Raw genomic sequence first — 12,734 nt, 5'->3', positions numbered from 1 at the left:
TAGTCAAAGCCATTCTCTCATAAGACGCTCAGAATAGTGCTTTTGGGGCGATATTGGCCCTAGGGCAAAAACTCCTCGACACCCTTGTTGGCCAGCTGGTCAGCGAGCTCGTTGCCAGGATGGCCGTTATGGCCTCTAACCCAATGCCAAGAAATGTCATGATCTGGCAACAAGGCATCCAATTCCTGCCAGAGATCGGCATTTTTGACTGGATCCTTGCTGGCGGTCTTCCAACCGCGTTTTTTCCAGCCCTCAAGCCATTCAGTCACCCCTTTTTGGACGTATTGGGAGTCGGTCCATAGCTCAACGCTACTTCTTTGCTTCAGGGCGCGAAGGGCAAAAATCACCGCGCTAATTTCCATGCGATTGTTGGTGGTGAGTTTTTCACCGCCATGAATATGTTTTTCATGACTGCCAGAACGCAATACAGCTCCCCAACCACCAGGACCGGGATTGCCTTTACAAGCACCGTCTGTGTAGATGACGATATGCGGCGCAGGTGGTGTTGATTTGTGGTGTGACATCTCTCTAATTTACTGTCTCTTGAACTTCTTTAAGTTGATTGCGTTCTGCAGCCGGGGTAAGTTGCTGTAGGGCCGGAATGCGTACTGGAGCAATTTGACCAATGAGGCGCATACCTTGTTGACGCTTAATCGCCGAAACCAAAAATACTGCACCAAAGATAGGCCACCAGCGATTCCCCATGGATTCTAGAAAATCCATGCGACCCATAGAAGACTGACCTTGCAGAGGAAATTTATAGCAGCCGAAGTGACCGCGATCTAATGAAAAGTTCAGTAATTGCAACCAGTCTTTTACGCGTATGAGACTAATAAATTGACCATCACGCGGTAAATAGGGGTTGCCAATTAATCTGCTGAGATATTGGCGTGCACCCCATAGGCTGGCCGGATTAAATCCTGAAATGATGAGGCGACCTTCAGGGCGTAAGACGCGATCTACTTCACGCAAAATTTGGTGCGGGTCGGCAGCAAATTCGAGTACATGGGGAAGCACTACTAAATCAAGACTTTCATTCGCAAATGGCAGCTCAGAATAATTTCCCTCAATTAGATGCCAATTAAAACGAGCTGCGTATTCACGACTGTCGTTCGAATGTAATAAGAGCGCTTGCAAGGGCATGCGGTTTTCGGCCAAAGCATTCATTTGGGGCAGGCCGATCTGAACCGCATGAAACCCAAAGACGTCCGCGACGATTTGGTCGCAGCACTTTTGCTCCCAACCCAAAACATAGCGTCCTGGTGGGGATTGGAGCCATTTTTCCCATGAGCTCCATGGGGGTGCAGGCATCTGGGATGGGGTAGATGGGGTTGGTATCATCGTTCTATGGATAAGAATACTTTATTGCAAGTTTGGCCTATTCCGGCCTTTGATGACAATTACATCTGGTGTATCCATGATGGGAAGTCAGCTTTGGTCGTCGATCCAGGGGATTCTGCCCCTGTAGAGGACTATCTTTTGCAAAATGACCTGGTGCTTGCTGGTATTTTAATTACCCATCACCATGCCGACCATACCGGAGGAATACTCAACTTATTACGAAACTTTGGTGCCGATATTCCAGTTTATGGACCGGTTGGGGCGGATATCCCAGGCAGAACAGTGATTGTCAAAGAAGATGACAAGCTAGAAATTGCTTCCCCCAGAATCAGCTTCAAGGTCTTTGAGGTGCCTGGACATACCTTGACTCATATTGCCTATTTCGCCAATATGCAGGCTAACGTTGTTGAGCCAATACTGTTTTGCGGCGATACCTTGTTCGCATCAGGATGTGGACGTCTATTTGAAGGGACGCCAACCCAGATGACACAGTCCTTAGCGAAGTTTGCGTCTTTACCAAAAAATACTTTGGTCTACTGCACCCATGAATACACCTTATCCAATATTCGTTTTGCTTTGGCTGTGGAGCCCAATAATGTGAATTTACTTTCTTGGTCAGAAAAAGCTCAAGCCTTAAGAGCGCAAAATTTACCAACATTGCCAACCACTATTGGTCAAGAACTACAGGTCAATCCATTTATGCGTTGTGATCAAGCTGCGGTAATTGCGATGGCTAAAGAAGTATCGATGCAACAAGATTTGCCAACGCCAGCCCATGTCCTGGCGGTTATTAGGGCCTGGAAAGACCGATTCTGATGCGTTTGTATGCTGCGACAATTTTGCTTGTCGCTTTTCTATCGGGATGTGCGAGCACTGGCGATTGGTCTTCTGACGCGCCGACCAAAGCCAATCCCAAATCATCTAAAGCGCCGCGAGTCAATCTTAAGCAGCAATCTGTTAGCAAGCTTTACGCACCATCCGATAATTTATGGATTCGAATTCGGGATGGCTTCCAAATGGAACCCATGAATACACCAATCGAAATCGAACAGGTACGTTGGCTTAGCGCAAGGCCTGATTATGTCCATCGCTCCATGGCCCGTTCTTCAAGATATATGTTTTATATTGTGCAAGAAGTAAACGCTCGTAATATGCCAACTGAAATAGCTTTGCTGCCATTTGTCGAGAGCGCATTCGTTACCCATGCAAAGTCCAGCGCTAAGGCAGTAGGCCTATGGCAATTCATGCCAGCGACGGGCAAAGATTTTCGTTTGACCCAAAACGTTTTTAGGGATGAACGTCGCGATGTTGTGCAGTCAACAGATGCTGCCTTAGATTATCTACAGCGTTTACATAGCCAGTTTGGCTCGTGGGAGCTTGCATTAGCGGCCTATAACTGGGGTGCTGGCAACATTACTAAGGCGCAAAAACGCAATTTAGCGGCAGGTTTACCAACTGACTATGAGAGTCTCACATTGCCGAAGGAGACACGCAACTATGTTCCTAAGCTCATGGCTTATCGGCAAATTGTTTTAGATCCTCAAGCTTACGGCATTGTTTTGCCGGAATTAGAAAATCATCCCTATTTTGTGGCATTGGATATTGATAACGATATCGATGTAGCGGTTGCAATTAAGCTTGCCGAAATTCCAGAAGAAGAATTTCATAATCTCAATCCTTCATTTAATAAGCCAGTGATATTGAGTAATGCAAATCAACAGATCTTGTTGCCATTTGCCCATGCAGAAATATTTCAGGCAAATCTGAAGACCTATAGCAAGCCACTATCTTCATGGACGGCAGTCAAGGTAGCTAAAACCGAAAACGTTGAGCAGGTTGCCAAAACTTTAGGAGTTGATGTCGACACATTAAGGTCGGTAAATGGCATCCCGAAAGGCATGCGCATTAAGGCAGGCTCGACGGTATTAATACCGAAGACCAGTAGTCGTGCCGGTGACGTTTCATCGGCAATGGCCGAAAACGCCAGTTTGAGCCTAGAAAAGCCGGCGCCCCCGGCAGTTCCAAATTGCGCAAAACCAGCCAAGGGCGCAAAAAACGCTAAGTGTCCAGTACCGAAAGCGGGCTCTAAGGGTAATTCTTCTGCAAAAAATGCTGCATCTCAGCATAAATCCGCATCGACAGGACTTGCAAAATCTGCGAAAAATGGTAGCTCAGCCTCTACCAGCAACAAGGGGGCAGCAAAAAATCAGTAAATTCAGTAACTTTTTTAATTAGGTTGACCATGTCCTATAAAGCACATCATGAACGCTCAGTAAAAGATCCAGACGGTTTCTGGGGTGAGCAGGCAAAGTTAATTCACTGGGAAAAACCTTTTAACAAGGTGCTGAACTACGATAACCCTCCATTTGCAAAATGGTTTGAGGGTGGCCTTACCAATCTTTGTTACAACGCAGTAGATCGTCACGCTAAAGAGCGACCAAACCAAACGGCCTTGGTTGCGGTTTCTACCGAAACCAATATAGAGAAGGTATACACCTATCAAGAGCTTTACGAAGAAGTGAATCGTATGGCTGCTATTTATAAAGCGAACGGCATCAACAAGGGCGATCGTGTCTTAATTTATATGCCAATGATTGCTGAAGCTTGTTTTGCAATGCTGGCTTGTGCGCGTATCGGCGCCATTCATTCAGTGGTATTTGGCGGCTTTGCATCCCATAGCTTGGCATCTCGTATTGATGATGCAAAACCAAAAATGATAGTAACTGCTGAGGCTGGTGCTCGTGGTGGCAAGGCTGTGCCTTACAAGCCATTGCTAGATGAAGCGATTGCTTTAGCTAGCTATAAACCTGAAAAGGTGTTGATTGTGAATCGTGGTTTAACTGAATTCACTACCGTTGCTGGCCGCGATTTGGATTACGTGACTGAGCGTCAGAAACATCTGAACGATATCGTTCCAATTGAATGGGTTGATGCAACTCATCCTTCATACATTTTGTATACCTCAGGTACAACGGGCAAGCCTAAGGGTGTGCAGCGTGATACCGGCGGCTATGCTGTTGCCCTAGCTTCCTCGATGAAGCATATTTTTACCGGTAATGCTGGTGAGACCATGTTCTGTACTTCGGATATTGGTTGGGTGGTTGGCCATAGCTACATCATTTATGCGCCATTACTTAGTGGTATGGCTACCATCATGTATGAAGGTACGCCATTGCGTCCTGATGCAGGAATCTGGTGGGAATTAGTTGAGAAATATAAGGTCTCAGTCATGTTCTCAGCGCCAACAGCGGTTCGCGTTCTCAAAAAACAAGATCCTGCTTTTTTAACTAAACACGATCTTTCATCATTGCGTGCATTGTTCTTGGCAGGCGAACCATTGGATGAGCCAACCGCAAGTTGGATTCATGATGCAATCAAAAAACCGATTGTGGATAATTACTGGCAGACAGAAACGGGTTGGCCAATGCTGGCAATCCAGCGTGGCGTTGAAGTCATGCCACATAAGTTTGGTTCCCCAGGCGTGCCATCTTTTGGTTACAACATGAAGTTGCTAGACGACGCCACTTCAGCGGAGTTGGGCCCAGATCAAAAAGGCGTTATTGCCATTGAAGGTCCATTGCCTCCGGGTTGTATGCAAACGGTTTGGGGTGATGACAAGCGCTTTGTAAGCACCTACTGGGAAACCATTCCTGGTAAGTTGATCTACTCCACATTTGACTGGGGTATTAAAGACAAAGATGGCTACTTCTTCATCCTAGGTCGCACCGATGATGTGATTAACGTTGCTGGACATCGTCTGGGAACTCGGGAGATTGAAGAAAGCATTTCTAGTCATCCAAACGTTTCTGAGGTAGCTGTGGTTGGCATCGAAGACAAGCTCAAGGGTCAGGCTGCGATTGCATTCGTTATCCCTAAAAACTCTTCCAACACAGAGACTCTTGAAAAAGAGTGCATGAAAACTGTTGATAGTCAGTTGGGCGCGATTGCTCGTCCTGGACGAGTTTATGTTGTAACGGCATTACCTAAAACCCGTTCTGGCAAGATAGTGCGCCGCGCATTACAGGCCGTGGCGGAAGGGCGCGATCCTGGAGATATCAGCACCATGGAAGACCAGACGGTTTTGGCTCAAATTAAGACCATCATTGAGCAAAGTGCCCAGGCTTAAGCATTAAAAGCAAGACCTCCTCTAGCTAAGGGCTGGGGGAGGAAATAGCCCGCAAAGGGTCAATTGGCTGGGTATTCAAGGGTTTACGAGCAAAACTGGTATCATTGCAAGGTTCGAAACTAATTAAATACCCTAGCGCTTAAAGACACTCACCTCCCGCATAAACAAGCCCCGGGGTTAGTCTTTTTTGGGGGTTTTGAGCGTCGGATGGAGCAGGGACTGGAGATGGTTTGTCACCCTTGCTTCCTTCTTTTCCCCCCGCCGTGTTGGCCTTAGCCGACGGCACTATATTTCCTGGTTTTAGCATTGGCGCCTCAGGCGAAACTACCGGCGAAGTTGTTTTCAATACCGCTTTAACTGGCTACCAAGAGATCATTACTGATCCAAGTTATTGCCGTCAGATTGTTACCCTCACATATCCTCACATTGGCAACGTTGGTGTGAATGCTCAAGATGCAGAGTCTGACCAGATTCATGCTGCGGGCTTGGTTATTAAAGATTTGCCAAAGCGCGTTTCTAGCTTTCGCTCCGAGGGAGCGCTAGATGCCTACCTCACCAAAGCAGGCGTTCTTGGCATTGCTGGCATCGATACCCGCAAGCTAACCCGTATTCTGCGCGATAAGGGTGCTCAATCAGGTGCGATTGTTGCTGGCAAATTAGGCGATGACTACGAAGTTATGGGCAAGAAAGCGCTTGAGCTTGCCAAAGCTTTTCCTGGAATGTCTGGCTTAGATTTGGCTAAGGTTGTATCAACCAAAAAATCTTACCCATGGCGCGAAGCCGAATGGGAGTTGCATGGTCCCGCAGATAAGCCTGCATACAAAACGTTAGATACCAGCAAGCCGACTAAAAAAGTAGTCGCCTATGACTTCGGTGTTAAACATAATATTTTGCGTATGCTCACAGAGCGTGGTTGTGAGCTCACTGTAGTTCCTGCACAAACGAGTGCAGCAGAAGTGCTTGCCATGAATCCAGACGGCGTGTTTTTCTCTAACGGCCCTGGAGATCCTGGTCCCTGTGACTATGCAATTGCTGCGGCAAAAGAAATGATCGAAAAAGGCATTCCTACTTTCGGCATCTGTTTAGGTCATCAGATTATGGGTTTAGCAGCCGGCGCTAAAACCTTGAAGATGAAGTTCGGTCATCATGGCGCTAATCATCCTGTAAAAGACCTTGATACTGGGCGTGTAGCAATTACTTCGCAGAACCATGGTTTTGCAGTCGATGCAACAACCTTGCCAGACAATATTCGAGTTACGCACGTTTCTCTATTTGATGGTTCATTACAAGGCTTGGCTTGGAAAGATAAGCCAGCATTCTGTTTCCAGGGTCACCCCGAGGCCTCGCCTGGACCTCATGACATTGCCTATTTATTTGATCATTTTGTGGAGCTCATGAATGCTGCCAAGAAGGAGGGCAAATAATGCCTAAGCGTAGCGATATTAAGAGCATCCTCATTATTGGTGCTGGTCCCATTGTGATTGGGCAAGCTTGTGAGTTTGATTATTCCGGTGCGCAAGCTTGTAAGGCTCTGCGTGACGAAGGTTACAAGGTTATTTTGGTGAATAGCAATCCTGCAACCATCATGACTGATCCAGAGATGGCTGATGTCACTTACATCGAGCCCATTACCTGGGAAGTGGTTGAGCGCATCATCGCCACTGAAAAACCAGATGCCATTTTGCCAACGATGGGTGGTCAAACTGCCTTGAACTGTGCTTTAGATTTGCACCGCAACGGCGTATTAGAAAAGTACGGCTGTGAACTCATCGGCGCATCCCCAGAAGCAATCGATAAAGCTGAAGACCGCCAGAAATTTAAAGAGGCAATGACCAAGATTGGTCTTGGCTCCGCTAAGTCTGGCATTGCCCATTCGATGGATGAAGCCCTAGAGGTTCAACAACGCATTCAGCAAGAGACCGGTAGCTCAGGCTTCCCAGTCGTCATTCGCCCTTCATTCACTATGGGTGGATCTGGTGGTGGTATTGCCTATAACCGTGAAGAATTTGAAGAGATCTGCAAACGTGGCCTTGATCTTTCACCAACCCGTGAGCTCCTGATTGAAGAGTCCTTGCTGGGTTGGAAAGAGTTTGAGATGGAAGTAGTGCGCGATCGTAACGATAACTGCATTATTGTTTGCTCAATCGAAAACTTAGATCCAATGGGCGTGCATACGGGCGACTCAATCACTGTTGCGCCTGCACAAACACTGACTGATAAAGAATATCAAATCATGCGTAATGCATCGATTGCTGTTCTGCGTGAAATCGGTGTGGATACAGGTGGATCAAACGTTCAGTTCTCGATCAATCCTGTTGATGGTCGCATGATCGTCATTGAGATGAATCCACGCGTATCTCGTTCATCCGCACTTGCTTCTAAGGCAACTGGTTTCCCGATTGCCAAAATTGCAGCGAAGTTAGCTGTTGGCTATACCTTGGATGAGCTCAAGAACGACATTACTGGCGGCGCTACACCAGCATCTTTTGAGCCTTCGATTGACTACGTAGTGACGAAGATTCCTCGCTTTGCCTTCGAAAAATTCCCGCAAGCTGACTCCCGTTTAACAACACAAATGAAGTCTGTTGGTGAGGTGATGGCAATTGGTCGTACTTTTCAGGAGTCATTCCAAAAGGCTCTGCGTGGACTTGAAGTCGGCGTAGATGGTTTGGATGAAGTGTCTACCGATCTTGATGACATCATTAATGAAATCAATGAGCCTGGCCCAGATCGTATTTGGTATCTTGCTGATGCTTTCCGGATGGGTATGGGTCTTGATGAGGTCTACGCGGAAACCAAAGTGGATCCTTGGTTCTTAGAGCAAATTGAAGAGCTCATCACGATTGAAGCTGAACTTAAGCAACGCAAGATTGATAGTCTGTCAGCAGCAGAGCTACGTGCTGTAAAGCAAAAAGGTTTTTCAGACCGTCGCTTAGCAAAATTGCTTGGCGTGGATGCATCATCTGTGCGCGCTGCACGTCATCGCTTAAAGGTAGTTCCGGTCTACAAGCGTGTTGATACTTGTGCGGCTGAGTTCTCAACCAATACTGCTTACATGTATTCCACCTATGAAGCAGAGCATGGTGAGTGCGAATCCAATCCAACCAGTAAAGACAAGATTATGGTCTTGGGCGGTGGTCCTAATCGTATTGGTCAAGGTATTGAGTTTGACTATTGCTGCGTACATGCTGCTTTAGCAATGCGCGATGATGGTTATGAAACCATTATGGTCAACTGCAACCCTGAAACTGTTTCAACGGACTACGACACATCTGATCGCTTGTATTTTGAGCCATTGACTCTCGAAGATGTATTAGAAATCGTTGCCAAAGAGAAGCCAAAAGGTGTAATCGTTCAGTATGGCGGTCAAACTCCCTTGAAACTCGCCTTAGATCTGGAGCGCAATGGCGTGCCGATTATTGGTACCTCGCCAGACATGATTGATGCGGCCGAAGATCGTGAACGCTTTCAGAAACTCTTGCATGACTTGGGTTTACGTCAGCCACCAAATCGGACTGCACGCGCTGAAGATGAGGCTCTCAAGCTTGCTGAAGAGATTGGCTACCCCTTGGTAGTGCGTCCTTCCTATGTCTTGGGTGGTCGTGCCATGGAAATCGTCCATGATGGGCGTGACTTAGAGCGTTATATGCGTGAAGCTGTCAAGGTGTCTCATGACTCCCCAGTATTGCTAGACCGTTTCCTCAATGATGCAATTGAGTGTGATGTCGATTGCATTAGTGATGGCGCTAAGGTTTTCATTGGTGGTGTGATGGAGCATATTGAGCAGGCTGGTGTTCACTCAGGTGACTCTGCATGTTCATTGCCGCCATACTCACTATCAGACGAAACCGTTGCAGAGATCAAACGTCAAACAGCAGCAATGGCCAAAGGCTTGAACGTAATTGGTTTGATGAACGTTCAATTTGCCATCCAAAATGTCGACGGTAAAGACGTTATTTATGTCTTAGAAGTGAACCCACGCGCTTCACGTACTGTTCCATTTGTATCAAAAGCAACCGGTCTGCAGTTAGCCAAGATTGCTGCACGCTGCATGGTCGGTCAAACCCTAGAGCAGCAAGGCATCAAGGCAGAAGTGAAGCCGCCTTATTTCTCTGTCAAAGAAGCTGTGTTTCCATTTAATAAGTTCCCAGGTATTGATCCAATTCTGGGGCCAGAGATGCGGTCAACTGGTGAAGTCATGGGTGTGGGTAAAACTTTTGGCGAAGCTTTATTCAAATCTCAATTAGGTGCTGGAATCAAGCTACCGAAGAGTGGAACTGTATTACTGACCGTGAAAGATAGCGATAAGCCTAAAGCAGTTGAAGTTGCCAAACTTTTGCATCAGTTGGGCTTCCCAATGGTTGCTACCAAAGGTACTGCGGCGGCGATAGAGGCAGCTGGTCTGCCAGTACGTGTAGTTAATAAGGTGAAAGATGGTCGTCCCCATATTGTGGATTTCATCAAAAACGGTGAAATTTCTCTGGTATTTACGACTGTGGATGAAACCCGTACTGCCATTGCGGACTCTAGGTCTATCCGAACCACTGCTCAAGCCAATGGCGTTACATATTACACAACTATTAGCGCAGCAAGGGCGGTTATGGATGGTCTGCTAGCCTCCCAAAAAGGCAGCAAAGAGTCTCTAGAGGTGTATTCCTTGCAAGACTTACATCGGAAGCTCATTTAATCTAAAATCAACTTTTGTTCGCGCAATACAGCGCAAGAATTTAAGTTAGGTTGGCAGTATGAGCACAATTCCCCTTACCAAACGCGGTGCAGAACTCCTGAAAGAGGAGCTGCACCGTCTTAAGCATGTTGAGCGCCCAGCAGTGATTATTTCCATTTCTGAAGCCCGTGCCCAAGGCGATCTTTCTGAGAACGCTGAGTACGATGCTGCTAAAGAAAAGCAGGGCTTCATTGAAGGTCGCATTCAGGAACTAGAGGGCAAGCTCTCTGCAGCTCAGATTATTGATCCTGCCTCACTAGATGTTTCTGGTCGGATTGTGTTCGGTGCCACCGTAGATTTAGAAGATCTTGAAGACGGTACCAAATTTACCTATCAAATCGTTGGTGACGATGAAGCCGATATTGCCTCTAATAAAATCTCCATTAGCTCTCCAATTGCTCGTGCTCTGATTAGTAAGGAAGAGGGTGATGTGGTTGCTGTTCAAGCGCCGGGTGGTAACCGCGAAGTTGAGATTTTGGCAGTTCGCTACATCTAAGCGAAATTTCAAGAGCAGCGAATCCAATGCATGCTGGCGCACAACGCCTTTTTATCTTAGTAGCCGGTCTTTGGGTTGGCAGCGTTCTGACGGTTGGATATTTGGTTGCACCAACAATCTTTGGCACACTTACCGATCGTCAAGTAGCTGGTATGGTTGCCGGCAGCATCTTTAGAGTAGAGGCTTATCTCAGTATCATTATTTGTATTGCGCTAATGGTGCTTGCAAATCTTTTGGTTAACCGTGGCTTGACTCAGTACAAAATGATTCGCTTCATACTATTGGGCATGTTGCTTTGCTCTGTAGCAGCCTCATTTGTATTCATCCCTTGGATGAATACCTTAAGAGATCAGGCCCTGCTCAATGGAATGCCTGTCATGCTCTCGCCATCCGCAGATGTATTCAGTAAGCTTCATGGCGCATCAAGCATCGTATTTATGATTCAGAGTGTGCTGGGCCTCTATCTTGTTTGGCGCCTGACCAAGTCCAATCCTTAACTATCTAATTTAGCTAATAAAAAAACGCCGACTAGCGGCGTTTTTCGTATCAGATGAGTCAATTAAGACCCAAGCGATTTTTTCTTTGTGCTACTCATACGGACTTTCCGTTTCTTGATGGGAGCGGGTGCAGCAGCAGCTTTACGGTAGCCTGGTGAGGACCAACCAATTTTGGATTCAGCGGCTTCAGAGCGTAGCACTCGCTTCTTCGGCGTAGCAGACTTTACAGCTGCGGCGCGCGCAAAGGGGGCGGCATTGGAAGCAGAGCGTCGATCTGATCTTTCTGAGGTACTAGTGCGTACACCAGATTTTGTTGGTGCACGATTAGGCTGACGTTTAGTACGTGGAGCTTGCAATGTTTTCTTAGTCTGCTTAGAAGATCTTCCTAGATTAGAAAAAGCCTCATCCACTACATCTTTTGGTTTCCAAATAACCAGTAGCTTGCCAATATGTTGCACTGGCGCAGCATCGAGTTTGTTGCAGAGTTCTTCGTATATCGCGATGCGTGCTTCGCGATCATCGCCAAAGACGCGAACCTTAATGAGGCCATGATGACCAATGGCAAGCTTGGCTTCTTTAATTACAGCAGGAGTTAAGCCATCGCCACCAACCATGACAACCGGGCTTAAGTCATGGGCATCAGCTTTGAGGGATTTGCGTTGTGCGGGGGTAATAGTAAGAGCAGTCATGGGCTTGATGATAGAGCATTGACTGCTTAAAAGGCCTGTTTGGATCAGTTTTAACAGTTTTAAGAACAATTCCTTTTGCTTTAGAGAGGTAAAACTAGGAAAATGAAGGGCGAAAGTGGGTAAGTTGTGGCGAAGAATAAATTTAATAAAAGTTGGTTGCAGGATCATTTAACCGATCCCTATGTGAAGATGGCTCAGAAAGAGGGCTATCGCGCTAGAGCGGTTTATAAGCTCAGTGAAATTGATGAGCAGGATCACCTCATACAAGCAGGCATGACCATTGTTGACCTTGGAAGCGCTCCAGGGAGCTGGTCACAGTACGCCCGTAATCGCCTTACCGAGCTAGGCAAAAGCAATCCTAAGATTGAGTCTGGCAAACCTGATGGCCAAATCATCGCTATCGATATTTTGCCGATGGAAGATATTGCGGACGTCAGCTTTATTCAGGGGGATTTTCGTGAGGATGAGGGGCTCCAGGCTTTAGAAGCCTTATTGCCTAAGAGCGCTGAAGGCAAGGTTGATCTCGTCTTATCCGATATGGCCCCAAACCTTTCGGGTGTGGGTGTGGCGGATGCTGCTCGGATGGCTTTTTTAGCTGAAATTGCCCTAGATTTTGCCGTAGCCCACCTTAGGCCCGAAGGTGCCTTATTGATCAAATGCTTTAACGGTAGTGGTTATAGCCAGATTGTGGAGTCCTTCAAAAAGGTCTTTAAAACGGTTGCTTCCCGCAAGCCTAAGGCTTCCCGTGCCAGATCCTCAGAGATTTTTCTGCTGGGTCGTAACTTAAAACCCCCTAAATAAGCTCCCTTTAGGATATTGAGGCGATAGAAGCACCCCAATAACCCCCCGAAATAGATGG

General features: G+C 46.9%; 11 protein-coding genes. 8 read left to right on the top strand and 3 right to left on the bottom strand.

Translation table 11 applies throughout. The annotated features are described in order from the left end of the window. Positions 1-59 precede the first annotated feature (59 nt). Positions 60-524: a ribonuclease HI gene (gene rnhA / locus ICN13_RS04635; RefSeq protein WP_216139170.1), complete on the bottom strand. Its 465-nt coding sequence runs from the start codon at positions 522-524 to the stop codon at positions 60-62. A 4-nt stretch (positions 525-528) separates the two neighbouring features. Further along, entirely contained in the window at positions 529-1,341 is an 813-nt protein-coding gene (locus ICN13_RS04630) for a class I SAM-dependent methyltransferase (protein ID WP_216139169.1), read from the bottom strand. A gap of 6 nt (positions 1,342-1,347) precedes the next feature. Between ICN13_RS04630 and gloB the strand changes: the two genes are divergently transcribed. The 7 genes from gloB to ICN13_RS04595 all read left to right on the top strand — a co-directional run bounded on the left by gloB (position 1,348) and on the right by ICN13_RS04595 (position 11,186). Further along, the gene (gene gloB, locus ICN13_RS04625) at positions 1,348-2,157 is read left to right on the top strand and encodes a hydroxyacylglutathione hydrolase (protein WP_216139168.1); all 810 of its coding nucleotides are present in this window, start codon (positions 1,348-1,350) and stop codon (positions 2,155-2,157) included. After that, entirely contained in the window at positions 2,157-3,554 is a 1,398-nt protein-coding gene (locus ICN13_RS04620) for a transglycosylase SLT domain-containing protein (RefSeq protein ID WP_216139167.1), read from the top strand. The genes gloB and ICN13_RS04620 overlap by 1 nt, the downstream gene beginning before the upstream one ends. 29 nt (positions 3,555-3,583) lie before the next feature. Continuing rightward, on the top strand, positions 3,584-5,467 hold the full coding sequence (locus ICN13_RS04615; RefSeq protein ID WP_216139166.1) for a propionate--CoA ligase: 1,884 nt from the start codon (positions 3,584-3,586) through the stop codon (positions 5,465-5,467). Between the two features lie 239 nt (positions 5,468-5,706). Continuing rightward, positions 5,707-6,891: a glutamine-hydrolyzing carbamoyl-phosphate synthase small subunit gene (gene carA / locus ICN13_RS04610; RefSeq protein ID WP_216139303.1), complete on the top strand. Its 1,185-nt coding sequence runs from the start codon at positions 5,707-5,709 to the stop codon at positions 6,889-6,891. Further along, positions 6,891-10,154: a carbamoyl-phosphate synthase large subunit gene (gene carB, locus ICN13_RS04605; protein WP_216139165.1), complete on the top strand. Its 3,264-nt coding sequence runs from the start codon at positions 6,891-6,893 to the stop codon at positions 10,152-10,154. The genes carA and carB overlap by 1 nt, the downstream gene beginning before the upstream one ends. 58 nt (positions 10,155-10,212) lie before the next feature. Next, positions 10,213-10,689, top strand: coding sequence for a transcription elongation factor GreA (gene greA / locus ICN13_RS04600; protein ID WP_087910051.1), 477 nt, complete (start codon positions 10,213-10,215; stop codon positions 10,687-10,689). 26 nt (positions 10,690-10,715) lie between these two features. Further along, positions 10,716-11,186, top strand: a complete 471-nt coding sequence (locus tag ICN13_RS04595; RefSeq protein ID WP_216139164.1) for a DUF4149 domain-containing protein — start codon at positions 10,716-10,718, stop codon at positions 11,184-11,186. Positions 11,187-11,248: 62 nt separating this feature from the next. Here the strand turns inward: ICN13_RS04595 and ICN13_RS04590 are convergent, their stop codons facing one another. Next, on the bottom strand, positions 11,249-11,875 hold the full coding sequence (locus tag ICN13_RS04590; RefSeq protein ID WP_216139163.1) for a YhbY family RNA-binding protein: 627 nt from the start codon (positions 11,873-11,875) through the stop codon (positions 11,249-11,251). Positions 11,876-12,001: 126 nt separating this feature from the next. Here ICN13_RS04590 and ICN13_RS04585 point away from each other — a divergent pair, with 126 nt between their 5' ends. Continuing rightward, positions 12,002-12,676: an RlmE family RNA methyltransferase gene (locus tag ICN13_RS04585; RefSeq protein ID WP_216139162.1), complete on the top strand. Its 675-nt coding sequence runs from the start codon at positions 12,002-12,004 to the stop codon at positions 12,674-12,676. The last annotated feature ends 58 nt before the right edge of the window (positions 12,677-12,734 follow it).

The sequence above is a fragment of the Polynucleobacter sp. MWH-Berg-3C6 genome (assembly GCF_018881855.1).
Taxonomy (GTDB): domain Bacteria; phylum Pseudomonadota; class Gammaproteobacteria; order Burkholderiales; family Burkholderiaceae; genus Polynucleobacter.
Note: the sequence above shows the minus strand (reverse complement) of the source record. Positions and strands in the feature narration are given on the sequence as shown.

Bases quoted from the DNA above. Each gene is read 5' to 3' on its own strand.
- carB (WP_216139165.1), top strand. From the start codon at position 6,891: ATGCCTAAGCGTAGCGATATTAAGAGCATCCTCATTATTGGTGCTGGT.
- ICN13_RS04630 (WP_216139169.1), bottom strand. From the start codon at position 1,341: ATGATACCAACCCCATCTACCCCATCCCAGATGCCTGCACCCCCATGG.
- greA (WP_087910051.1), top strand. From the start codon at position 10,213: ATGAGCACAATTCCCCTTACCAAACGCGGTGCAGAACTCCTGAAAGAG.
- rnhA (WP_216139170.1), bottom strand. From the start codon at position 524: ATGTCACACCACAAATCAACACCACCTGCGCCGCATATCGTCATCTAC.
- gloB (WP_216139168.1), top strand. From the start codon at position 1,348: ATGGATAAGAATACTTTATTGCAAGTTTGGCCTATTCCGGCCTTTGAT.
- ICN13_RS04590 (WP_216139163.1), bottom strand. From the start codon at position 11,875: ATGACTGCTCTTACTATTACCCCCGCACAACGCAAATCCCTCAAAGCT.
- ICN13_RS04615 (WP_216139166.1), top strand. From the start codon at position 3,584: ATGTCCTATAAAGCACATCATGAACGCTCAGTAAAAGATCCAGACGGT.
- ICN13_RS04595 (WP_216139164.1), top strand. From the start codon at position 10,716: ATGCATGCTGGCGCACAACGCCTTTTTATCTTAGTAGCCGGTCTTTGG.
- ICN13_RS04620 (WP_216139167.1), top strand. From the start codon at position 2,157: ATGCGTTTGTATGCTGCGACAATTTTGCTTGTCGCTTTTCTATCGGGA.